Raw genomic sequence first — 21,013 nt, 5'->3', positions numbered from 1 at the left:
TCATGCAGACGTAACTCTATGCTGCCCGCTGCGTAACCGGCAGCCCGGCAGTCCCGCGGGAGAGCATGTGGAGCACATCACCGAGCGGCGCACCCCCACGAGCGCGGCCGCGCGGCACGGCACGCTGTGGGACCGGGCGGTCCTGGCCCTCGACGCGAACTGGACCGGGACGTCGACGGTCCCGTCGCGCACGCTGTACCCGCACCAGTGGTCGTGGGACTCGGCGTTCATCGCCATCGGACTGCGGCACGTCTCCCCCGTGCGCGCCCAGGTGGAGCTGGAGACCCTCATCGCCGCCCAGTGGGGCGACGGCCGCATCCCGCACATCGTCTTCAACCCGGACGTCCCGCTGGACGCGTACTTCCCCAGCCCCGACTTCTGGCGCTCGTCCGGCGCGGGCCGCGCGGCGGGCGCCCCGCGCACCGTGCAGACCTCCGGGATCGTGCAGCCCCCGGTCCACGCGCTCGCCGCGTGGCTGGTGCACCGCGCCGACCCGGCGCTGTCCCGCTCCCGCGGCTTCCTGACCCGCGTCTACCCCGGACTCGCCGCGTGGCACCGCTACCTCCTGCACCGCCGCGACCTGGGCGGCGGCGGCCTCGCGTCGGTGGTGCACCCGTGGGAGCAGGGCATGGACAACAGCCCGTGCTGGGACGCCCCGCTGAGCCGGGTGACACCGGCCCCCGCGCGCACCTTCCGGCGCGCGGACCTGGAGCACGGCGCGGCCGACGACCGCCCGACGGACCTGGACTACGGCCGCTACGTGCGACTCGCCATGGACTACCGCGACGGTGAATACGCCGACGGGCAGGGGCAGTTCGCCGTCGAGGACCCCTCCTTCAACGCACTGCTGGCCGCCTCCGAGCACGCCCTGGCCCGGATCGCCTGCGAGCTGGGGGCCGCGGGCACGGCCCGGCACGCGCGCGCGGAGCGGCTGACGGCGGCGCTCGTGGACCGGCTGTGGGACCCGGCGGCGGGCATGTTCTTCGGCCGGGACCTGCACGGCGGCCGGCTCGTCGAGGAGTACACGGTCTCCGGGCTGATCCCACTGATCCTGCCCGCCCTGCCGCGCGACGTGGTGGCCGCGCTCGTGCGCACCGCGTGCGGACCGCACTTCGGCGTGGGCGACCAGGTGCGGCTCGCGCCGAGCTACGACCTGCTGGGGGCGGCGTTCGACGCGCACCGGTACTGGCGCGGGCCCGCCTGGTTCAACACCAACTGGCTGCTGGAGCGCGGGCTCCGGCTGCACGGCGAGCACGCGCGGGCGGCGCTGCTGCGGGCCGCGCTGCTCGACACGGCCGGGACGTCGGACTTCGCCGAGTACGTCGACCCGTACACGGGAGCGGGCTGCGGCGCCCGCGGGTTCGGCTGGACGGCCGCGCTGACCCTTGATCTGCTGGGCGAGAGGACCTCGGGATGACCGATGAGCACGGACACGCACGCCAACTCCTCGTCCGGGGGGCCACGTTCGCCGCGATGGACGCGGGCGGGGCGCTGACGGCGGTGCGCGGCGGGTCCTCGATGGACGGCCTGTTCGTACGGGACGCCCGGCACCTGTGCCGCTGGCAGCTCACGGCCGACGGGGCCGCGCCCGACGTGCTCTCCCGGATGACGTACGACGACGCGACCGGGGGCGCCGCCCGCTGCGTCCTCGTGCCGCGCGGCGGCGGCCGCCAGGAACCCGCCGCGTACACGCTCTTCCGTGAACAGGCCGTCGGGGAAGGATCGTTCGTGGAGCTCCTTCGGGTGGTGTCGAACCGTCCGGAGCCGATGACCGTACGGCTCGCGCTGACGGTCGACGCGGACTTCGCCGACCAGTTCGAGCTGCGCGCCGACCACCGTACGTACGTCAAGACCGGCGCCGTCCGCACCCGTGACGTCCTCGACGACGGCGTGGAGTTCACGTACACGCGCGGGGACTGGCGGTCCTCGACGACGGTGACGAGCGAACCGGCGCCGGACGCGGTCGAGGAGACCGGCACCGGGGCGCGCCGCCTGGTGTGGGCGCTCGACCTCGACCCGCTGGACAGCGCCGAGCTGACGCTGCGGGTGGTGGCGAACGGCGGGCGGGCGCCGCTGAGCCCGGCGTCCGTGGCCGCCGAACTCGCGGACACCGTACGGGACTTCGCGGCCGGGGTGGAGCTGCCCGGGGCCTGGCCCGAGCTGGCGGCGGCGTGCTCGCGCGGGCTCGCCGACCTCGCGGTGCTGCGGGTTCCGGCGGCCGGGCCCGACGGGGAGCGGCAGCTGGTGCCGGCGGCGGGGGTGCCGTGGTTCCTGACGCTGCTCGGCCGGGACGCGCTCCTGACGTCCCTGTTCGCGCTGCCGTACCGGCCCGAGCTGGCCGCCGCCACCCTGCCGGTGCTCGCCGCGACGCAGGCCACCGAGCGGATCGACGGGGCCGTGGCGCAGCCCGGGAAGATCGTGCACGAGGTGCGGCACGGCGAGCTCGCGCACTTCGGGCAGGTGCCGTACGGGCGGTACTACGGGTCGGTCGACGCGACACCGCTGTTCCTGGTGCTGCTCGGCGCGTACACCGAGCAGACCGCGGACCTCCGGCTCGCGCGGCGCCTGGAGCCGGCGGCGCGGGCCGCGGTCGGCTGGATGCTCGACCACGGCGGGCTCACGTCGCGCGGCTATCTCGTCTACCGCGCCGACCAGGGCGGGCTCGCCAACCAGAACTGGAAGGACTCCCCCGGCGCGATCTGCTGCGCCGACGGCAGCCGGGCCACGGGGCCCGTGATGGCGGCCGGGGCGCAGGGCTACGCGTACGACGCGCTGCGCCGCACGGCCGCGCTGGCCAGGACCGTGTGGGACGACGTGGTGTACGCCGAGCTCCTCGAACAAGCCGCGGCCGATCTGCGGGACCGGTTCCTGCGGGACTTCTGGATGGCCGAGCACGGGTTCCCGGCGCTGGCCCTGGACGGTGACGGGCGGCAGGTGGACGCGCTGGCGTCCGACGCGGGGCACCTGCTGTGGTCGGGGCTGCTCGACAAGGAGTACGGCGAGGCGGTCGGGCGGCGGCTCCTGGAACCGGACTTCTTCTCCGGGTGGGGCGTCCGCACGGTGGCCTCCGGCCAGGCCGCGTACCACCCGCTGTCGTACCACCGGGGTTCGGTGTGGCCGCACGACAACGCGCTCATCGCGCTGGGGCTCGCGCGGTACGGGCTGCACGACGAGGCGCGGGCGGTGGCGCAGGGGTTGGTGTCGGCGGCGGGCGCCTGCGGCGGGCGGCTTCCGGAGGTGCTCGCCGGGTACGAGCGGGAGGCGTACCCGGCGCCCGTCCCCTACCCGTACGCGTGCGTCCGCGAGTCCCGCTCGGCGGCGGCCCCCTTGGCACTGCTCAGCGCCGTCGGGGGTTGAGGTCGGGGTCCGGCTGCGGCTGCGTGGGGGCTGGTCGCGCAGTTCCCCGCGCCCCTGGGCGTCTGCCGTGTTGCGGCGGGTTCTTCGACCGCGGCCCGGTGGAGCTTCTCGCGCAGTTCCCCGCGCCCCTGGAGATGCGCCCTTCGGGCGGCCTCTCCCCGGCGGGGGAAGGCTGCGCGAAGCGCATGCCTTCAGGGGCGCGGGGAACTGCGCGAACAGCCACGACGAGACCCGCACTCGAAGAACCCGCCGCAACACGGCAGACGCCCAGGGGCGCGGGGAACTGCGTGGCCGGGCACGACACGGCGAACCGAACCCCGCGGGCGCGGAGCCGTACCGGGCTCAGCCGCCGGACGTGTCCGATTCCGCGTCCTCCGAGAGGCCCGCGCAGTCGTACGGGTCCTTGAGCCAGCCGTCCGGGAGAACGACCCGGTTGTTGCCGGAGGTACGCCCCCGGGGACCGTCCGCGCCGTCGGGCCAGTCCTGGTCGAGGTCCAGCTCGTCGAGGCCGGCCCGGAGCTCGGCCAACGACGACGTGATCGCGAGACGCTTGCGCATCTCGGAGCCGACCGAGAAGCCCTTCAGGTACCAGGCGACGTGCTTGCGGAAGTCGATGACGCCGCGCGACTCGTCGCCGATCCACTCACCGAGCAGCATCGCGTGGCGGACCATCGCGTCGGCCACCACCCGAAGGGTCGGACGGACCCGCTCCTCGCGTCCCTCGAACGCCGCCACCAGATCGGCGAACAGCCACGGCCGGCCGAGGCAGCCGCGCCCCACGACGACCCCGTCGCAGCCGGTCTCGCGGACCATGCGCAGCGCGTCGTCCGCGGACCAGATGTCGCCGTTGCCGAGGACGGGGATCTCCGGGACGTGCTCCTTGAGGCGGGCGATCGCGTCCCAGTCGGCCGTGCCGCCGTAGTGCTGGGCGGCGGTGCGGCCGTGCAGCGCGATCGCGGTGACGCCCTCCTCGACCGCGATCCGGCCCGCGTCGAGGTAGGTGATGTGGTCGTCGTCGATGCCCTTGCGCATCTTCATGGTGACCGGGAGGTCGCCCGCGCCCGAGACCGCTTCCTTGAGGATCGCGCGCAGCAGGTTGCGCTTGTACGGGAGCGCGGAGCCGCCGCCCTTGCGGGTCACCTTGGGGACAGGGCAGCCGAAGTTCAGGTCGATGTGGTCGGCGAGGTCCTCCTCCGCGATCATGCGGACGGCCTTGCCGACGGTGGCCGGGTCGACGCCGTACAGCTGGATCGAGCGCGGCTTCTCGGTCTCGTCGAAGTGGACCAGCTGCATGGTCTTCTCGTTGCGCTCGACCAGGGCGCGCGTCGTGATCATCTCGCTCACGAAGAGGCCCTTGCCGCCCGAGAACTCTCTGCACAGGGTGCGGAACGGCGCGTTCGTGATCCCCGCCATGGGGGCGAGGACCACCGGCGGCTGCACGGTGTGCGGGCCGACGTGGAGCGGCTGCTGGGTCATCGGGGCGGTCTCCGGAGACGTACGAGAAAACCTTCATGGGGCACGGACAGAGCTCCATTGTCCCTCACCCGGCGCTCACCCCGTCAGGGCCGTCCGCCCCGCCAGTTTCTCCAGGCGTTCCTCGGTCTCGTCGTCCGCGGGGACGTAGGCGACGACCCGGTACGCGTCGCTGTCCGGGGCCAGCCACATGTGGCGGTGCTCCAGGCGCAGCAGGCCGATCTCCGGGTCCGCGTGCAGATAGCGCTTGACGTGCGAGACCATCGGCGCGACCTCGCGCCGCTCCCACAGCTCGCGGAACTCCGGCGACACCGCGAGGAGCTCCTCGACCGGCGCCTTCCAGGCCGGCTCGGCGACGTGCTCGGCCATCGCCTTGCGGTACTTGGCGAGGAGCTCGGGCAGCATCACGTCGCGGTCCAGGTACTGCACGCCCCTGCGGTGGTTCATGAACATCATCCACAGGGCGTTGCGGTGCCCGGGTTCGAGTTCGGCGGGGTCGCCGAAGACGCCGGCGTACGCCGCGTTGTGCGCGAGGATCTCGTACCGGGCGTTCTTCACCTCGGCCGGCCAGGGCTCCAGGCGCCGCAGCAGCCGCAGGACGGTGGGCGTGACGGCCGGGCGGTCGGGCTCGGCGCGCGGGTCGGTGGTCCCGGCGAGCGCGAAGGCGTGGGCCCGCTCGGCGGGGTCCATCCGCAGCGCGCGGGCGATGGCGTCCAGCACCGCGGCCGAGACGTTGATGGCGCGGCCCTGCTCCAGCCACGTGTACCAGGTGATGCCGACCGAGGCGAGGTGCGCGACCTCCTCGCGGCGCAGGCCGGGGGTGCGGCGCCGGGCCGTGCCGGGCAGGCCGACCTGGTCCGGGGTGATGCGCTCGCGGCGGCTGCGCAGGAACGCGGCCAGCTCGGCGCGGCGCAGTCCGTCGGCCGATGCGGCTGCGGCGGTGGCGGCGGCGGGGGTCATGCCACCAGGATGCTCCCGCGCTCATCCTGTTGCCAGGTACTGCCTGTAACACGATAAGGAGACTCTGGTACCCGGCTGAGCGGGCGACGACCGTGGGGGCATGACCTCACGTACCCGTCCCGGAGCCGCTCCGGATACCGTCGAATACATGCCCGATGCACCACAGTCCCTGAGCCACCGGCGGCGCCTGCTCGTCCTCGCCATCTGCTGCATGAGCCTGCTGATCGTGAGCCTCGACAACACGATCCTGAACGTCGCCCTGCCGTCCATGGCGAAGGACTTCGACGCCACGCTGTCGGGCATGCAGTGGACGATCGACGCGTACACGCTGGTCCTCGCCGCGCTGCTGATGCTGGCCGGTTCGACCGCGGACCGGGTCGGGCGGCGCAGGGTCTTCCAGATCGGGCTGATCGTCTTCACCGCGGCCTCGGTGGCCTGCTCGCTCGCGCCGAACCTGGAGGCCCTGGTGGCGTTCCGGATGGTGCAGGCGGTGGGCGGCTCGATGCTCAACCCGGTGGCGATGTCGATCATCACGAACACGTTCACCGACCCGCGCGAGCGGGCCCGCGCCATCGGGGTGTGGGGCGGTGTCGTCGGCATCTCGATGGCGGCGGGCCCGCTGGTCGGCGGCCTGCTCGTGGACTCGGTCGGCTGGCGGTCGATCTTCTGGGTCAATCTGCCCGTCGGCCTGGCCGCGCTCCTGCTGACGGTCCGCTACGTCCCCGAGTCCCGCGCCCCCAGGGCCCGCCGCCCCGACCCGGTCGGCCAGCTCCTGGTGATCACGCTGCTCGGCTCCCTCACGTACGCGATCATCGAGGCGCCGGACGCGGGCTGGACGTCGGGCCGGACCATCGCCTTCGCGGCGCTCGCCGTCGCCTCGCTGGCCGGTCTGCTGTACTACGAGCCGCGCCGCGCCGAACCCCTCATCGACCTGCGGTTCTTCCGCTCGGCGCCGTTCAGCGGCGCCACGGTCATCGCGATCTGCGGGTTCGCCGCGCTCGGCGGCTTCCTGTTCCTGTCGACGCTGTACCTCCAGGACGTCCGCGGTCTCGACGCGCTGCACGCGGGCCTGTGGATGCTGCCGATGGCGGCGATGACGCTGGTCTGCGCGCCGCTGTCGGGCCGTCTCGTCGGCAACCGGGGGCCGCGGCTGCCGCTCCTGGTGGCGGGCGTGATGATGACCGCGAGCGGTGTCCTGTTCGCGGCGTTCGACGCGGAGACCTCGAACGTGACGCTCTTCGTCGGCTACGTGCTGTTCGGCATCGGCTTCGGTTTCGTGAACGCCCCCATCACGAACACCGCCGTCTCCGGCATGCCCCGGACGCAGGCGGGTGTCGCGGCGGCCGTCGCCTCCACGAGCCGGCAGATCGGCCAGACCCTCGGCGTCGCCGTCATCGGCGCGGTGCTCGCCTCGGGCGTCGCCGGATCGTCGTACGCGGACGCGTTCGTCGGCGCGAGCCGGACCTGCTGGTGGATCATCGCCGGGTGCGGTCTCGCGGTGCTGCTGCTGGGCGCGCTGACCAGCGGGCGGTGGGCGCGGGGAACGGCGCGGCGGACGGCGGAGCGGCTCTCGGATCCTGAGGTCCGCGCGGACGCCGACCTCACGAGCTCCGGCTGAGCGCCAGCTCCCGCAGCCGGCCGAGGCGCTCCCGGGTCGCGTCGTCGGCGGGCGTGTACGTGACCATGCGCGCCCCGCAGTCCCGGCCGAGCCACAGGTCGGTGTGGACGACGTCGAGCGGCCCCACGTACGGATTGTGGAAGTGCTTCACCTTGCTGGGCACGGACTGCACCACCTCGTGGCGCTCCCACAGCTCGCGGAACTCGGCGGACTCCTCGGTCAGCCGTTTCAGGACCACCTTCCAGGCGGGCTCGGCGAGGTGCTCGGCCATGCCGGAGCGGAACTTGGCGGCCATCACGCGCAGCACGTCGTCGAGGCCCACGATCGCCGACCGCCAGTCCTCGTGGGTGAACGCCAGGAGCATCCAGTTGCGGTCCTCGGGCGGGATCGCGTCGAGGTCGCACAGCAGCATCCGGTAGGTGCTGTTGTAGGCGAGGATGTCGTAGCGGCTGTTCTGCACGCAGGCCGGGAACGGCTCCAACTGGGCGATCACGTCGAGGAGTTCGGGGGTGAGCGTGGTGCAGCTGGCCGCCGGTGTCGGGTCGATCGCGCCGGCCAGGCCGAACAGGTGGACGCGTTCGCTCGCGTCGAGCCGCAGCGTGCGGGCGAGGGCGTCGAGGACCTGTGCGGAGACCTGGATGTCGCGGGCCTGCTCCAGCCACGTGTACCAGGTGACGCCGACCGCGGAGAGGTGCGCGACCTCCTCGCGGCGCAGCCCCGGGGTGCGGCGGCGCGGTCCGCGCGGCAGGCCGACCTCCTCGGGCGTGATCCGCTCGCGGCGGCTGCGCAGGAACCCGGCCAGCTCGTGCCGCCGGATCTCCCCGGGCCGGGCGTCGGCCCCGTACTGCACGTCCTGCGTCATGGTGGTCACGCTCCCAGCCTGGACCGACCGCGAACCTGTTTCCAGGTAGAGGTTCTACCAGGATAAGAACACTCTGGTACCCGTCTGACGGACGGCCGAGGCTCGGTGCATGACCACCCACACGCAGTCTCCCGCGGTCCGTGCCGCCGCCGGGCCCGTCGCGCCGGCGCTCGGCGGCCCGGGTCTGCTCACCGTTCTGCTGGGCGGCGCCCTGCCGCTCATCGACTTCTTCATCGTCAACGTCGCCCTGCCCACCATCGGCCGTGACCTGTCCGCGAGCGAGCCGGTCCTGGAGCTGGTCGTCGCCGGGTACGGCATCGCGTACGCCGTCCTCCTCGTCCTCGGCGGCCGGCTCGGCGATCTGCTGGGCCGCCGCCGGCTGTTCGTCGGCGGCATGGCGGCCTTCGGCCTGACGTCGCTGGCCTGCGGTCTGGCGCCCACCGCCTGGACGCTGGTGGCGGCCAGGGTCGCCCAGGGCGCGGCCGCGGCGGCGCTGCTGCCGCAGGTCCTCGCCACGATCCAGGCCACCACGAGCGGCCCGCGCCGGGCCCGCGCGATGAGCATGTACGGGGCGACGGCCGGCCTGTCGATGGTGGCGGGCCAGGTGCTCGGCGGCGTCCTCGTCTCGGCGGACGTGCTCGGCTCCGGCTGGCGCTCGGTGTTCCTCGTGAACGTGCCGGTGACGATCGTCGCCCTGGTGCTCGCCGCCCGTACGGTCCCCGAGACCCGCTCGCCGCGTCCGGAGCCGGTCGACGGTCCCGGCACGGTGCTGCTCGCCCTCGCCCTGACCGCGCTGCTCGCCCCGCTGACGGAGGGCCGGGCGGCGGGCTGGCCGCTGTGGACGTGGCTGTCGCTGGCCGCGTTCCCCGGGCTCGCCTGCGCGTTCTACGCGGTGGAGCGCCGGGCCGACCGCGCGGGCCGCACCCCGCTGGTGCCGCCGTCCCTCTTCCGCATCCTGTCCCTGCGCCGGGGGCTGGTGATGGTGCTGCCCTTCTCCGTCGGCTTCAGCGGCTTCATGTTCGTGATCGCGGTGGCCCTGCAGCAGGGCGAGCGGCAGAGCGCGACGGCGGCGGGTCTCGCGCTCGCGCCGATGGCGGCGGTGTTCTTCGCGACGTCGCTGGCCGGTCCGCGGCTGGTGGCCCGCTGGGGCAGCCGGGTCGTCACGGCGGGCGGTCTGCTGCAAGGCGCCGGGGTGGCGCTGATCGCGCTCGCGGCCTGGCGGACCTGGCCGGACCTCGGGGTGGCGCAACTGCTGCCGGGCGCGGCGCTCGCGGGCGCGGGCCAGGCGCTGCAACTGCCCATCCTCTTCCGGATCATCCTGTCCGAGGTGCCCGCGGACCGGGCGGGCGTCGGCAGCGGCGTCATGACGACGGCGCAGCAGGCGGCCCTCGCCCTGGGCGTGGCCACGCTCGGCTCGCTGTTCCTGTCGCTGACGCCCGCGCTGGGCATGCGCGACGCGCTGGTGACGACGCTGCTCGTCCAACTCGCCACGGTGGCCCTGACGGTGGGACTCAGCCTGCGGCTGCCGCGGTCGATCGGCTGACCGGGGCGCAGCGGCGGCCGAGTAGGGTCCGACCATGCCCGCTTCTGAACCCACCATCGTCGCCACCTCCGGCGGACACCGCGTCGGCGGCCGGACCCGGGTGACCTTCGACGCGCTCGTGCACCACGCGGTGGACCTGTCCGGCGTCCACGGGCGCCGACCGCGCCTGATGTACGTGGGGACGGCGATCGGCGACGCGGAGCACTTCACCGCGCGGATGGGCGAGGCCGCGCGGGTCGCCGGATTCGACTTCACGCCACTGCAGTTGTTCCCCATGCCGAACGTGGCGGACATCGAGGGCACGGTCCTGGAGCAGGACGTGGTGTGGGTGATGGGCGGCTCCGTCGCGAACCTGCTCGCGGTGTGGCGGGTGCACGGCCTGGACGGCGTGTTCCGGCGCGCGTGGCGGGCGGGGGTGGTGCTCAGCGGGGTGAGCGCGGGTTCGCTGTGCTGGTTCGAGGGCGGCACGACCGACTCGTACGGTCCCGAACTCCGGCCGGTGACCGATGCGCTGGGCATCCTGCCGTACGGCAACGGCGTGCACTACGACGGCGATCCGGGCCGTCGCCCCCTCGCCCACCGGCTGGTCGCCGACGGCACCCTGCCCGAGACCCACTGCACGGACGACGGGGTGGGGCTCGTCTACCGGGGCACCCGGCTCGTCGAGGCCGTCACGGAGGTGCCGGGCAAGGGCGCGTACATCGTCCGCCGGAGCGGTCCCGGGGGCACGGCCGAGGAGGAACGCATCGAACCGCGCAGGCTGCCCGCCCTCGGCTAGCCTGCGCCGTCATGACGACCACCGCCGACGCGTCCGGGCCCACCCGCCGGGGCGACGTCTTCCCTGCCCCCGCGTCCGAGTCCCGCTTCCACACACCGGCCACCGGCGACGAACGCCGGATGCTCGCCGCGTTCCTGACCGCGCAGCGCACCACCCTGGAGCTCAAGTGCGCGGGCGTGGAGGCCGAGTTGGCGACCCGTTCCGTGACCCCTTCGACGCTGTCGCTGCTCGGTCTCGTCCGGCACCTGACCGATGTGGAGCGGCGCTGGTTCCGCCAGGTGCTGGCCGGGCAGGACGCCCCGGCGCTGTACTCGGCGCCGGACGACCCGGACGGCGACTTCGACGGCGCGCGGGACGCGGACCCGGCGGCCGTCGCCGCCGCCTGGTCGGCCTGGCGCGCGGAGTGCGCCTTCGCGGACCGCTTCCTCGCCGAGGCGCCCGACCTGGACGTCGAGGGCACGGACTCCTGGCGCGGCACGGTGTCGCTGCGCTGGGTGGTGATCCACATGATCGAGGAGTACGCGCGCCACAACGGCCACGCGGACCTGCTCAGGGAGCGGATCGACGGGGCCATCGGCGTCTGAACTCCCCCGCCCGGCGTCCGGCCCGCGCGAACTACGCATGACAGATGACAGGTAACAGATGACAGATATTGAAATCTGTCATCTGTCATGGCAACCTGGAGGCATGAACCTTCCCACGCGCACTCTCGGAACGACCGGCCCCCAGGTGTCCGCCCTCGGCCTCGGCTGCATGGGCATGTCCGCGCTGTACGGCGACGCCGACCGCGCCGAGTCCGTCGCGACGATCCACGCCGCGCTCGACGCGGGCGTGACGCTCCTCGACACCGGCGACTTCTACGCCATGGGGCACAACGAGATGCTGATCGGCGAAGCCCTGCGCGGCGCGTCCGCCGCCGCCCGCGAGAAGGCGCTGACCAGCGTGAAGTTCGGCGCCCTGCGCGACCCGGACGGCGGCTGGTCCGGTTACGACGGCCGCCCGGCCGCGGTGCGGAACTTCGCCGCGTACTCGCTGCAGCGCCTCGGCGTCGACCACATCGACGTGTACCGGATCGCCCGCGTCGACCCCGACGTACCGATCGAGGAGACCGTCGGGGCCATCGCCGAACTGGTCGAGAAGGGCCACGTGCGGCACATCGGGCTCAGCGAGGTCGGCGCGGACACCATCCGCCGGGCCGCCGCCACCGCCCCGATCTCGGACCTCCAGATCGAGTACTCGCTCATCACCCGCGGCATCGAGGAGGAGATCCTCCCCACCACCCGTGAGCTGGGCATCTCCGTCACCGCGTACGGAGTCCTCTCCCGCGGCCTGATCTCCGGCCACTTCACCCGCGACCGCAAGCTCGCGGCGAACGACTTCCGCGGCATGAGCCCCCGCTTCCAGGGCGAGAACCTCCAGCACAACCTGGACCTCGTCGACCGGCTCAGGAAGATCGCCGAGCAGAAGGGCGTGAGCGTCGCGCAGATCGCCATCGCCTGGGTGCTGGGCCGGGGCGACGACATCGTGCCGCTGGTCGGCGCGCGCCGCCGCGACCGTCTGACGGAGGCGCTGGGCGCGCTCGACGTCACCCTGGACGCCGCCGACCTCGCCGCGATCGAGGAGGCCGTCCCCGCGGACGCCGCGGCGGGCGAGCGGTACCCGGCCGCCCAGATGGCACACCTCGACAGCGAGCGCTGATCAACGCCCGGTACGGTCACTGACATGGCACCGACCACCGAGACCCTGACGCCCGAGCGCATCCTCGCCGCGACCGAGGAGGTGCTGCGCCGGCACGGCGCGGCGAAGGCCACCGTCGTCGACGTGGCGCGGGCGCTCGGGGTCAGCCACGGCACGGTGTACCGGCACTTCCGTACGAAGGCGGAGCTGCGCGGCGCCGTGACCAAGCGGTGGCTGGACCGGACCACCGGGATCCTCGCGGCGGTCGTCGCGGGCTCCGAGGACCCGGCCGCCAAGCTGCGGCACTGGCTCACGGCACTCTTCGAGGCGAAGCGGCACAAGGCGGGCGACGACCCGGAGCTGTTCGCCACCTACACGGTGCTGACGACCGAGAACGGCGGCGTGGTCGACGCGCACATCGGCGAGCTCACGGACCAGCTGACCGCGATCGTCCGGGAGGGCGTGGACCGGGGCGAGTTCGAGACGCAGGACGTCGCGGCGACGGCCCGCGCGGTCTTCGAGGCCACCGCCCACTTCCACGACCCGGTGTACGCCCCTGACTGGTCGAAGCCGGACAGCACGGAGGCGTTCGACGCCGTGGTGGCGCTGGTACTGCGCGGCATCGCGACGCGCTAGCGCGTCAGTCGCCGGCCGCCGGGTCCACGGTGGCCTGGTGCTCCTGCTCCAGGTGCTCCTGCGCCTTGAGCCACGGCAGGAACTGGGCGGTCCTGCGCCACCCGCACGTCTCGCACGTCAACTGCCGCTGCATCCCCGCCTTCTCGACCAGGACGACATGCCCCCGGCCGTGCTGGTCCCAGCGGCTCACTCTGCTGCTCGTCATATGAGGCACAGCGGCAGTGTGGCGCATGACGAACATCAACTCCCGCCTTTGCCCAAGCAGTTCGCCAACAAATCAACCTCCGCCCCCTCAAGCCCCTCCGGCGATTGAGGAGCGGGGCCCGGGGCAGAGCCCCGAGACGTCACCCCGGCAAGGCGCAAGAAAAAGGGCCCGGGCCCCCGCCGCAGCGGAAGACCCGGACCCACGCCGGAGAGGCGATCAGCAGCCGATCAGCCGCGCCGCCAGATACCCCTCGATCTGGTCGAGAGACACCCGCTCCTGCTTCATGGTGTCGCGCTCGCGCACGGTCACCGCATTGTCGTCCAGGGTGTCGAAGTCGACCGTCACGCAGAACGGCGTACCGATCTCGTCCTGGCGACGGTAGCGACGGCCGATGGCGCCGGCGTCGTCGAAGTCGATGTTCCAGTGCTGGCGCAGCGCCTGCGCCAGACCCTTGGCCTTCGGCGACAGCTCCGGGTTGCGGGACAGCGGCAGCACCGCGACCTTCACCGGGGCGATGCGCGGGTCGAAGCGCATGACCGTGCGCTTCTCCATCTTGCCCTTGGCGTTCGGCGCCTCGTCCTCGAAGTACGAGTCGAGCATGAACGCCAGCATCGTGCGGCCGACACCGGCCGCGGGCTCGATGACGTACGGCGTGTAGCGCTCGCCCTTCTCCTGGTCGAAGTAGGAGAGGTCCTGGCCGGAGGCCTTGGAGTGCGCGGACAGGTCGTAGTCCGTGCGGTTGGCGACGCCCTCCAGCTCGCCCCACTCGCTGCCGCCGAAGCGGAAGCGGTACTCGATGTCAGCGGTGCGCTTGGAGTAGTGGGAGAGCTTCTCCTGCGGGTGCTCGAACCACCGCATGTTCTCCTCGCGCAGGCCGAGACCGGTGTACCAGTTCCAGCGCTGCTCCATCCAGTACTCCTGCCACTTCTCGTCCTCGCCCGGCTTGACGAAGAATTCCATCTCCATCTGCTCGAACTCACGGGTGCGGAAGATGAAGTTGCCGGGCGTGATCTCGTTGCGGAACGACTTGCCCATCTGGGCGATGCCGAACGGCGGCTTGCGGCGCGAAGTCGTCTGCACCTGCGAGAAGTTGGTGAAGATGCCCTGGGCGGTCTCGGGGCGCAGGTAGGCGATCGAGCCGCTGTCCTGCGTCGGGCCGAGGTGCGTGGCGAGCAGGCCCGAGAACTGCTTGGGCTCGGTGAAGGCGCCCTTGGTGCCGCAGTTCGGGCAGTTGATGTCCGCCAGGCCGTTCTCGGGAGCGCGGCCCTTCTTCTCCTCGTACGCCTCTTCCAGGTGGTCCGCGCGGAACCGCTTGTGGCAGGAGGTGCACTCGGTGAGCGGGTCGGTGAACGTGGCGACGTGGCCGGATGCCTGCCAGACGTCGGTGGCCAGGATCACCGACGAGTCGATACCGACGACGTCCTCGCGCGAGGTGACCATGTAGCGCCACCACTGACGCTTGATGTTCTCCTTCAGCTCCACGCCCAGCGGCCCGTAGTCCCAGGCGGCACGCTGACCGCCGTAGATCTCGCTGCAGGGGTAGACGAAGCCACGGCGCTTGCTGAGGCTGACGATGGTGTCGATCTTGTCGGCGGCCACGGTGCTCTCTTCATTACGACGGCGGTGAGCGCGCTGGATACGCGCTCCGGGAGCGAAGCTTCAGGTTACCGGCGGGCCCACCCCCCGAACCAAATCGGTTCCCGGGCCGGAGTCGGTACAGAGCAGGACGAAGGGCGGCACGAAGAGCTTGTTGACAATCGTTTCCAGTTTTGTTGAAAATGACTGTCATGAACGTACGCCTCTCCGGTCGCCGTCCCGGCCGCCGCCTCATATCCACGACCGCCGTCGCCGCCACCACGGTGCTGGGCCTCGGCACGCTCACCGCGTGCGGCTCCTCCGCCGCCGACAGCAAGAACAGCGACGGCAAGCTGGACGTCGTGGCGTCGTTCTACCCGATGCAGTTCCTCGCCGAGAGGATCGGCGGCGACCACGTCTCCGTCACGAACCTGACCAAGCCCGGCCAGGAGCCCCACGACCTGGAAGTCAGCGCCCAGCAGCGCGCCCAGCTCGAGGAGGCCGACGCCGCGGTCTACCTCAAGGGCCTGCAGCCCGCCGTCGACGAGGCGATCAGCCAGTCCGGCATCTCCACCAAGGTCGACGCGGCGTCCCTGACCACCCTGGAGGAGCACGGCAGCGAGGTCGGCGGGCACGCCGAGGAGCACGACGGCCACGACCACGGCGGCGAAGAGGGCACCGACCCGCACATCTGGCTCGACCCGGTGAAGTACGCCGAGGTCGCCGAGGGCGTCGGCAAGGCCCTCCAGAAGGCCGACCCGGACCACGCGGCGGACTACGAGAAGAACACCGCGGCCCTGGTGAAGGAGCTGGACCAGCTCAACACCACGTTCGAGGACGGCCTGAAGAACACCGATTCCAAGGTCTTCATCACCACGCACGCCGCCTTCGGCTACCTCGCCGAGCGCTACGGCCTCACCGAGGAGGCCATCAGCGGCCTCGACCCGGAGTCCGAGCCCAGCGCCTCGCGCGTCAAGGACCTCCAGGAGATGGCGAAGGCCGACGGCGTGACCACCGTCTTCTACGAGACCCTCGTCAGCGACAAGACCGCGAAGACCCTGGCGAACGACGCGAAGCTCACGACCGCCGTCCTCGACCCGATCGAGGGCATCACCGACAAGTCCCAGGGTGACGACTACCTCCAGGTGATGAAGTCCAACCTCGCGGCGCTGCAGAAGGCTCTCGGCGCCAAGTGACGTACCGATCAAGCAGCTCGAAGGGCGGCGCGGACATGAGTGACCCCGTGATCACCTTGCGCAAGGTGACGGCGGAACTGGGCGGACGCCCCGTCCTGCGCGGCATCGACCTGACGGTGGGGCGCGGCGAGGTCGTCGCGCTGCTCGGGGCCAACGGCTCCGGCAAGTCCACCGCCGTGCGCGGCATCATCGGCCAGGTCCCGCTCACCGGTGGCGAGATCGAGATCTTCGGCACACCGCGGCGCCGCTTCCGGCAGTGGGCGCGCGTCGGCTACGTGCCGCAGCGCACCACGGCCGCGGGCGGCGTGCCCGCGACGGTCGCCGAGGTGGTCTCCTCGGGCCGGCTGTCCCGGGCCCGCTTCGGCCTGCTGCGCAAGGCGGACCGGGCCGCGGTGGGCCGCGCCCTCGACCTGGTCGGGATGGCGGACCGGGCCGGGGACTCGGTCGACGCGCTCTCCGGCGGCCAGCACCAGCGCGTCCTCATCGCCCGCGCCCTGGCCGCCGAGCCCGAGCTGCTGATCATGGACGAGCCGATGGCGGGCGTCGACCTGGCGAGCCAGGAGATCCTCGCCACGACCCTGCGCGAGCAGGTCGCGACGGGCGCCTCCGTCCTCCTCGTCCTGCACGAGCTCGGCCCGCTGGAGCCGCTGATCGACCGCGCGGTGGTGCTGCGCGACGGCTGCGTGCTGCACGACGGGCCGCCGCCCAAGGCCGTCGGCCAGCACGCGCTGCCCGGCCACGACCACGTACACCCGCACTCCGCTGCGGACGCCGAACCGATCCGCACGGGACTGCTGAGCTGACATGGACTTCCTCGCGTACGACTTCATGCAGCGGGCCCTGCTCGCCGCCGTCCTCATCGGCATCACGGCCCCCGCGATCGGCATCTACCTGGTCCAGCGCCGCCAGGCCCTGATGGGCGACGGCATCGGCCACGTCGCGATGACCGGCGTCGGCCTCGGCTTCCTGCTGTCGACGTCACCGGTGTGGACGGCCATGGCCGTCTCCGTCGTCGGCGCGCTGATCATGGAGCTGATCCGCTGGTACGGCAAGACGCGCGGCGACATCGCGCTCGCCATGCTCTTCTACGGGGGCATGGCGGGCGGCGTGATGCTCATCAGCCTCGCGCCCGGCGGCTCCACGGCCAACCTCCAGTCGTACCTCTTCGGCTCGCTCACCACCGTCTCGCCGTCCGACGTCACCGCCATCTGCTGGCTCGCCGCGTTCGTGATCCTGGTGACGGTCGGCCTGCGCCGGCAGCTGTTCGCGGTCAGCCAGGACGAGGAGTTCGCCCGGGTCACGGGTCTGCCGGTGCGCGCCCTGAACCTCCTCGTCGCGGTCACGGCGGCGGTGACGGTGACGGTCGCGATGCGCGTGGTCGGCCTGCTCCTGGTGTCGGCCCTGATGGTCGTCCCGGTGGCGGCGGCGCAGCAGCTGACCCGCAGCTTCCGGGCGACGTTCGTCGTCGCGGTCGCGATCGGCGTCGTCGTGACGCTCGGCGGAACCGTGACGTCGTACTACCAGCCGGTGCCCCCGGGCGCCACGATCGTGCTCCTGACGATCGCGGTCTTCATCGTCCTGACGCTGCTGGCGACACCGCTGGCGCGGCGCCGGGCCCGCGCGGCGACGACGGCGGCCGGCGACCCGGCGGAGTGCGCGATCCCGGGACAGCAGGCCCCGGTTCCCTCGGTTCGTGGATGACCCGGCCATGACGCAGCCTGGCACAATGGCGGCGGTACGTAGGTGGCAGGGATGTGAGGAGGAACCCGTGGCAGCCCCGGTTCGAGGCAGGTCGACCCGCCAGCGCGCGGCCGTGGCGGCGGCGCTCGACGAGGTGGACGAGTTCCGCAGCGCCCAGGAACTGCACGACGTGCTCAAGCACAAGGGCGACTCGGTCGGCCTGACCACGGTCTACCGCACGCTCCAGTCCCTCGCGGACGCGGGCGAGGTCGACGTCCTGCGCACGGTGGAGGGCGAGTCGGTGTACCGCCGGTGCTCGTCCGGCGACCACCACCACCATCTGGTGTGCCGCGTCTGCGGCAAGGCCGTGGAGGTGGAGGGCCCGGCGGTGGAGAAGTGGGCCGAGGCGATCGCCGCCGAGCACGGCTACGTGAACGTGGCGCACACGGTGGAGATCTTCGGTACGTGCGCGGAGTGCGCGGCGGCGCCCGCCCAGAGCTGAGTCAGCCCCGGCGGCTGTGCCGGTCCAGCAGAGCCCGGAGGGCGTCCGTCGTGACGGCGCCCCCGGGCTCTTGCGTGGCCCGCTTGGGCAGGACCACCAGGATCTGCATGCCCGGGTCGGCGCCGACCAGCACGAAGTGGCCGTGGGTCTCGCGGTAGCCGCGGAAGACGGACCAGCGCTGGAGCAGCCGCATGTGCGCGGTGACGTCGGTGATGCCCGCCTCGCCCACGGTCGTGCGGTACGCCCCCTGCCAGCCGACCAGACCGTGCACCTGACGGGCCTGCAGCGTCGGGATCGCCCAGATCACGGCCGCGCAGAAGAGCGCGACCAGCAGGGAGAAGAGGGAGAACGAGGCCACCACGGTGAGCAGGGCCAGGAGCAGGAAGAAGCCGACCAGCCCCCACCGCACCAGGTGGATCCGCCGCAGGTGCTCCCGCACCCCGATCCCCGCACGCACGTCGGCACGCGTCGGCAGGTACTCCAGCTCCACGTGCTCCCCGGCCTCCCCCGCCTCCCCTGCGCCCGTCCGCGTCTCCCCGCCCTGTCCCTGCATGAGCCCCTCCCCAGGTGCCACCGGAATCCTCAGCGGGGATGGTAGCGGCTAGCCCTGCGCGTCCTCGGGTTCCTGCCTGCCCTGCATCGCGAGGAGCTCCTCGTTCGGGATGGCGCCGCCGAAGCGCCGGTCGCGGGAGGCGTACTCGAGGCAGGCGCGCCACAGGTCGCGGCGGTCGAAGTCCGGCCACAGCACGTCCTGGAAGACCATCTCCGCGTAGGCGCTCTGCCACAGCAGGTAGTTGGAGGTGCGCTGCTCGCCGCTGGGGCGCAGGAACAGGTCCACGTCCGGCATGTCCGGGTAGTAGAGGTACTTCGCGAAGGTCTTCTCGCCGACCTTGGACGGGTCGAGGCGGCCCGCCTTCACGTCCTCGGCGATGGCCTGCGCGGCGTCGGCGATCTCGGCGCGGCCGCCGTAGTTCATGCAGAAGTACAGGGTCAGCCGGTCGTTGTCCTTGGTCTGCTCCTGGGAGATCTCCAGCTCCTTGGCGACCGACTTCCACAGCTTGGGCATCCGGCCCACCCAGCGCACGCGCACGCCGAGCTCGTCGAGCTGGTCGCGGGTCTTGCGGATGAAGTCCCGGTTGAAGTTCATCAGGAAGCGGACCTCGTCGGGCGAGCGCTTCCAGTTCTCGGTGGAGAAGGCGTAGAGCGAGATCGCGCCGACGCCCATCTCGACGGCGCCCTGGAGGACGTCGAGGACCCGCTCGGCGCCGACCTTGTGGCCCTCGGTGCGCGGCAGCCCGCGCTCCTTCGCCCAGCGTCCGTTGCCGTCCATCACGATGGCCACGTGCTCGGGCACCAGCTCGCCCGGGATCTTCGGCGGCCGCGCGCCCGACGGGTGCGGTTCGGGCGCTGTGTACTCACGGCGGTTCCGTCCGAGGATTCCGCGACGTGCCATGTTCCGGCCTCTCCCCTAGCTCAGTCTCAGCTTCTAGCTCGCGCTAGTTCTTCTCCACGTACCGCAGCGAGCGCAGGCCGCGCTCCAGGTGCCAGTGCAGGTACGCCGACACCAGCCCACTGCCCTCCCTGACGAACCGTGCCTCGCACGCGTCCGCCGTCTCCCAGTCGCCGGTCAGCAGCGCGCCGAGCAGGGTGAGGGCCTGCGGTGAGGGTACGACGCTGCCCGGTACCCGGCAGTCGACGCAAACCGAGCCGCCCGCGCCGACCGAGAAGAACCGGTTCGGACCGGGCATTCCGCACTTCGCGCAGTCGCCGAAGGTGGGCGCGTAGCCGTTCACGGCGAGGGAGCGGAGCAGGAACGCGTCGAGGATGAGGTGCGGCTCGTGCTCGCCGCGGGCGAGGGTGCGCAGGGCGCCGACGAGCAGCAGGTACTGCTGGACGGCCGGTTCGCCCTCGTGGTCGGTGAACCGTTCCGCCGTCTCCAGCATGGCCGTGCCCGCCGTGTAGCGGCCGTAGTCGGTGACGATCCCGCCGCCGTACGCGGCGATGGTCTCGCTCTGCGTGCACAACGGGAGCCCGCGGCCGATCAGTTCGCTGCCGCGCGCGAAGAACTGCACGTCGACGTGGGAGAACGGTTCGAGCCGCGCCCCGAACTTGGACTTGGTGCGGCGTACGCCCCGGGCCACGGCGCGGACCCGGCCGTGGCCGCGCGTGAGGAGGGTGATGATGCGGTCGGCCTCGCCGAGCTTCTGGGTCCGCAGGACGATCCCGTCGTCCCGGAAGAGACTCATCGCACACCCCCGGGGGCAGCGGCGTCGTCTTCCCGGTCCAGGCTCATGCCCCCCATTCTCCCTCACCCGGGGAGGCGGCAGGGGAGCGGCCGGGCCTTGCGGCCCGCTCCGGCCATGACCTGCGCCACACCGGCGCTACGGCACCTCGCCCCGGCTGCGTCTGTTGGCGTACGCCGTCGCGGCGCGGAGCCGCTCCGTGGTCGTCGCCTCGCGCAGCTCCTCGGGGGGACAGTCCCACTCGCGGCCGCCGCCGAAGGGGCGCAGCTGTACGTACGGGCCCTCGTGCCCCATGACCCGCCCCACCTGACCGGTGCTCGTGTCGACCGCGTACGAACCGATCGGTGGCTTCATCGGGTGGCGCTCCTGTCGTCGGGACCTGGGAGGAGTACGGCGGCGAGCCGGTCCGCCGCGTCAACCGAACAACGCCCGGATTCCACCGATGGACACGGGGCCGTCCGCGCGATTGACTTCCGGTCCGGCCCGGGCGAAGGCAGCACAATTCCCGCCCTCGCGAGTGCGGCTCGCAATTTCTCCACCATTTCCTCGGCTTTCTCCACGCGCAGCACGGCATGGTTCTCGGTGCCCCTCACGTGGTTCCCCTGCCCGATTCGATTTCACCCTTCGCACCTCGGCGACGACGTCACGTCTCTAGAATGCGGGGAGGTCTGTGCACTACAAGGCGGGTGTGGTGGTGGCGAGTTGGCT

At 72.3% G+C, this 21,013-nt stretch carries 21 protein-coding genes; 12 read left to right on the top strand and 9 right to left on the bottom strand.

Annotated features, from left to right (window positions below):
• Window positions 1-76: 76 nt before the first annotated feature.
• Window positions 77-1,417, top strand: a complete 1,341-nt coding sequence (locus tag RBJ77_RS42630; RefSeq protein ID WP_372349947.1) for a hypothetical protein — start codon at window positions 77-79, stop codon at window positions 1,415-1,417.
• Window positions 1,414-3,357, top strand: coding sequence for a glycogen debranching N-terminal domain-containing protein (locus RBJ77_RS42625; protein WP_372349910.1), 1,944 nt, complete (start codon window positions 1,414-1,416; stop codon window positions 3,355-3,357). The genes RBJ77_RS42630 and RBJ77_RS42625 overlap by 4 nt, the downstream gene beginning before the upstream one ends.
• 342 nt (window positions 3,358-3,699) lie before the next feature.
• Here RBJ77_RS42625 and dusB read toward each other — a convergent pair whose 3' ends face one another.
• Window positions 3,700-4,833: a tRNA dihydrouridine synthase DusB gene (gene dusB / locus RBJ77_RS42620; RefSeq protein WP_372349909.1), complete on the bottom strand. Its 1,134-nt coding sequence runs from the start codon at window positions 4,831-4,833 to the stop codon at window positions 3,700-3,702.
• A gap of 75 nt (window positions 4,834-4,908) precedes the next feature.
• A complete protein-coding gene (locus RBJ77_RS42615) occupies window positions 4,909-5,790 on the bottom strand; it encodes a helix-turn-helix transcriptional regulator (RefSeq protein ID WP_372349908.1) in 882 nt (293 codons plus the stop codon).
• A gap of 148 nt (window positions 5,791-5,938) precedes the next feature.
• On the opposite strand from RBJ77_RS42615, the gene RBJ77_RS42610 reads away from it, so the two are divergent.
• Window positions 5,939-7,408, top strand: coding sequence for a DHA2 family efflux MFS transporter permease subunit (locus RBJ77_RS42610; protein ID WP_372349907.1), 1,470 nt, complete (start codon window positions 5,939-5,941; stop codon window positions 7,406-7,408).
• Here the strand turns inward: RBJ77_RS42610 and RBJ77_RS42605 are convergent.
• A complete protein-coding gene (locus RBJ77_RS42605; RefSeq protein WP_372349946.1) occupies window positions 7,392-8,270 on the bottom strand; it encodes a helix-turn-helix transcriptional regulator in 879 nt (292 codons plus the stop codon). The two genes, RBJ77_RS42610 and RBJ77_RS42605, sit on opposite strands and share 17 nt — an antisense overlap.
• A gap of 109 nt (window positions 8,271-8,379) precedes the next feature.
• Between RBJ77_RS42605 and RBJ77_RS42600 the strand changes: the two genes are divergently transcribed.
• The 5 genes from RBJ77_RS42600 to RBJ77_RS42580 all read left to right on the top strand — a co-directional run bounded on the left by RBJ77_RS42600 (window position 8,380) and on the right by RBJ77_RS42580 (window position 12,904).
• The gene (locus RBJ77_RS42600; protein WP_372349906.1) at window positions 8,380-9,813 is read left to right on the top strand and encodes an MFS transporter; all 1,434 of its coding nucleotides are present in this window, start codon (window positions 8,380-8,382) and stop codon (window positions 9,811-9,813) included.
• 34 nt (window positions 9,814-9,847) lie between these two features.
• Window positions 9,848-10,591 carry a Type 1 glutamine amidotransferase-like domain-containing protein gene (locus tag RBJ77_RS42595; protein ID WP_372349905.1) on the top strand — a complete coding sequence of 248 codons (744 nt, stop codon included), beginning with the start codon at window positions 9,848-9,850 and terminating at the stop codon, window positions 10,589-10,591.
• Window positions 10,592-10,602: 11 nt separating this feature from the next.
• Window positions 10,603-11,175, top strand: a complete 573-nt coding sequence (locus RBJ77_RS42590) for a DinB family protein (protein WP_372349904.1) — start codon at window positions 10,603-10,605, stop codon at window positions 11,173-11,175.
• A 103-nt stretch (window positions 11,176-11,278) separates the two neighbouring features.
• The gene (locus RBJ77_RS42585) at window positions 11,279-12,289 is read left to right on the top strand and encodes an aldo/keto reductase (protein ID WP_372349903.1); all 1,011 of its coding nucleotides are present in this window, start codon (window positions 11,279-11,281) and stop codon (window positions 12,287-12,289) included.
• A gap of 24 nt (window positions 12,290-12,313) precedes the next feature.
• Complete coding sequence (locus RBJ77_RS42580; protein ID WP_372349902.1) at window positions 12,314-12,904, top strand: TetR family transcriptional regulator; 591 nt, start codon at window positions 12,314-12,316, stop codon at window positions 12,902-12,904.
• 4 nt (window positions 12,905-12,908) lie between these two features.
• Here the strand turns inward: RBJ77_RS42580 and RBJ77_RS42575 are convergent, their stop codons facing one another.
• Together RBJ77_RS42575 and RBJ77_RS42570 are read right to left on the bottom strand one after the other, a co-directional pair.
• Complete coding sequence (locus RBJ77_RS42575) at window positions 12,909-13,118, bottom strand: hypothetical protein (RefSeq protein WP_255976831.1); 210 nt, start codon at window positions 13,116-13,118, stop codon at window positions 12,909-12,911.
• 207 nt (window positions 13,119-13,325) lie between these two features.
• Window positions 13,326-14,708 carry a glycine--tRNA ligase gene (locus RBJ77_RS42570; protein WP_255976829.1) on the bottom strand — a complete coding sequence of 461 codons (1,383 nt, stop codon included), beginning with the start codon at window positions 14,706-14,708 and terminating at the stop codon, window positions 13,326-13,328.
• A 188-nt stretch (window positions 14,709-14,896) separates the two neighbouring features.
• Between RBJ77_RS42570 and RBJ77_RS42565 the strand changes: the two genes are divergently transcribed.
• The 4 genes from RBJ77_RS42565 to RBJ77_RS42550 are packed head-to-tail and all read left to right on the top strand — an operon-like array spanning window position 14,897 to window position 18,062.
• Window positions 14,897-15,880: a metal ABC transporter substrate-binding protein gene (locus RBJ77_RS42565; RefSeq protein ID WP_372349901.1), complete on the top strand. Its 984-nt coding sequence runs from the start codon at window positions 14,897-14,899 to the stop codon at window positions 15,878-15,880.
• 35 nt (window positions 15,881-15,915) lie between these two features.
• Window positions 15,916-16,683: a metal ABC transporter ATP-binding protein gene (locus RBJ77_RS42560; protein WP_372349900.1), complete on the top strand. Its 768-nt coding sequence runs from the start codon at window positions 15,916-15,918 to the stop codon at window positions 16,681-16,683.
• A gap of 1 nt (window position 16,684) precedes the next feature.
• Window positions 16,685-17,581, top strand: a complete 897-nt coding sequence (locus RBJ77_RS42555) for a metal ABC transporter permease (protein ID WP_372349899.1) — start codon at window positions 16,685-16,687, stop codon at window positions 17,579-17,581.
• 25 nt (window positions 17,582-17,606) lie between these two features.
• A complete protein-coding gene (locus RBJ77_RS42550) occupies window positions 17,607-18,062 on the top strand; it encodes a Fur family transcriptional regulator (protein ID WP_372349945.1) in 456 nt (151 codons plus the stop codon).
• A 1-nt stretch (window position 18,063) separates the two neighbouring features.
• Here RBJ77_RS42550 and RBJ77_RS42545 read toward each other — a convergent pair whose 3' ends face one another.
• From RBJ77_RS42545 to RBJ77_RS42530, 4 genes are all read right to left on the bottom strand, one after another.
• On the bottom strand, window positions 18,064-18,615 hold the full coding sequence (locus RBJ77_RS42545; RefSeq protein WP_372349898.1) for a YcxB family protein: 552 nt from the start codon (window positions 18,613-18,615) through the stop codon (window positions 18,064-18,066).
• 48 nt (window positions 18,616-18,663) lie between these two features.
• Window positions 18,664-19,515 carry an isoprenyl transferase gene (locus RBJ77_RS42540; RefSeq protein WP_372349897.1) on the bottom strand — a complete coding sequence of 284 codons (852 nt, stop codon included), beginning with the start codon at window positions 19,513-19,515 and terminating at the stop codon, window positions 18,664-18,666.
• Between the two features lie 43 nt (window positions 19,516-19,558).
• On the bottom strand, window positions 19,559-20,308 hold the full coding sequence (gene recO, locus RBJ77_RS42535; RefSeq protein ID WP_372349896.1) for a DNA repair protein RecO: 750 nt from the start codon (window positions 20,306-20,308) through the stop codon (window positions 19,559-19,561).
• Between the two features lie 135 nt (window positions 20,309-20,443).
• Window positions 20,444-20,659 carry a hypothetical protein gene (locus RBJ77_RS42530; RefSeq protein WP_255973819.1) on the bottom strand — a complete coding sequence of 72 codons (216 nt, stop codon included), beginning with the start codon at window positions 20,657-20,659 and terminating at the stop codon, window positions 20,444-20,446.
• Window positions 20,660-21,013: the final 354 nt, after the last annotated feature.

The organism is Streptomyces sp. KL116D, from assembly GCF_030766975.1.
Lineage (GTDB): Bacteria > Actinomycetota > Actinomycetes > Streptomycetales > Streptomycetaceae > Streptomyces > Streptomyces longispororuber_A.
This window is presented reverse-complemented; position numbering and strand designations above follow the sequence as displayed.

Coding starts and splice junctions, on each gene's coding strand:
- RBJ77_RS42550 (WP_372349945.1), top strand. CDS start 17,607: ATGGCGGCGGTACGTAGGTGGCAGGGATGTGAGGAGGAACCCGTGGCA.
- RBJ77_RS42530 (WP_255973819.1), bottom strand. CDS start 20,659: ATGAAGCCACCGATCGGTTCGTACGCGGTCGACACGAGCACCGGTCAG.
- RBJ77_RS42560 (WP_372349900.1), top strand. CDS start 15,916: ATGAGTGACCCCGTGATCACCTTGCGCAAGGTGACGGCGGAACTGGGC.
- RBJ77_RS42555 (WP_372349899.1), top strand. CDS start 16,685: ATGGACTTCCTCGCGTACGACTTCATGCAGCGGGCCCTGCTCGCCGCC.
- RBJ77_RS42625 (WP_372349910.1), top strand. CDS start 1,414: ATGACCGATGAGCACGGACACGCACGCCAACTCCTCGTCCGGGGGGCC.
- RBJ77_RS42585 (WP_372349903.1), top strand. CDS start 11,279: ATGAACCTTCCCACGCGCACTCTCGGAACGACCGGCCCCCAGGTGTCC.
- RBJ77_RS42610 (WP_372349907.1), top strand. CDS start 5,939: ATGCCCGATGCACCACAGTCCCTGAGCCACCGGCGGCGCCTGCTCGTC.
- dusB (WP_372349909.1), bottom strand. CDS start 4,833: ATGACCCAGCAGCCGCTCCACGTCGGCCCGCACACCGTGCAGCCGCCG.
- RBJ77_RS42605 (WP_372349946.1), bottom strand. CDS start 8,270: ATGACGCAGGACGTGCAGTACGGGGCCGACGCCCGGCCCGGGGAGATC.
- RBJ77_RS42615 (WP_372349908.1), bottom strand. CDS start 5,790: ATGACCCCCGCCGCCGCCACCGCCGCAGCCGCATCGGCCGACGGACTG.
- RBJ77_RS42590 (WP_372349904.1), top strand. CDS start 10,603: ATGACGACCACCGCCGACGCGTCCGGGCCCACCCGCCGGGGCGACGTC.
- RBJ77_RS42565 (WP_372349901.1), top strand. CDS start 14,897: ATGAACGTACGCCTCTCCGGTCGCCGTCCCGGCCGCCGCCTCATATCC.
- RBJ77_RS42580 (WP_372349902.1), top strand. CDS start 12,314: ATGGCACCGACCACCGAGACCCTGACGCCCGAGCGCATCCTCGCCGCG.
- recO (WP_372349896.1), bottom strand. CDS start 20,308: ATGAGTCTCTTCCGGGACGACGGGATCGTCCTGCGGACCCAGAAGCTC.
- RBJ77_RS42600 (WP_372349906.1), top strand. CDS start 8,380: ATGACCACCCACACGCAGTCTCCCGCGGTCCGTGCCGCCGCCGGGCCC.
- RBJ77_RS42595 (WP_372349905.1), top strand. CDS start 9,848: ATGCCCGCTTCTGAACCCACCATCGTCGCCACCTCCGGCGGACACCGC.
- RBJ77_RS42540 (WP_372349897.1), bottom strand. CDS start 19,515: ATGGCACGTCGCGGAATCCTCGGACGGAACCGCCGTGAGTACACAGCG.
- RBJ77_RS42545 (WP_372349898.1), bottom strand. CDS start 18,615: ATGCAGGGACAGGGCGGGGAGACGCGGACGGGCGCAGGGGAGGCGGGG.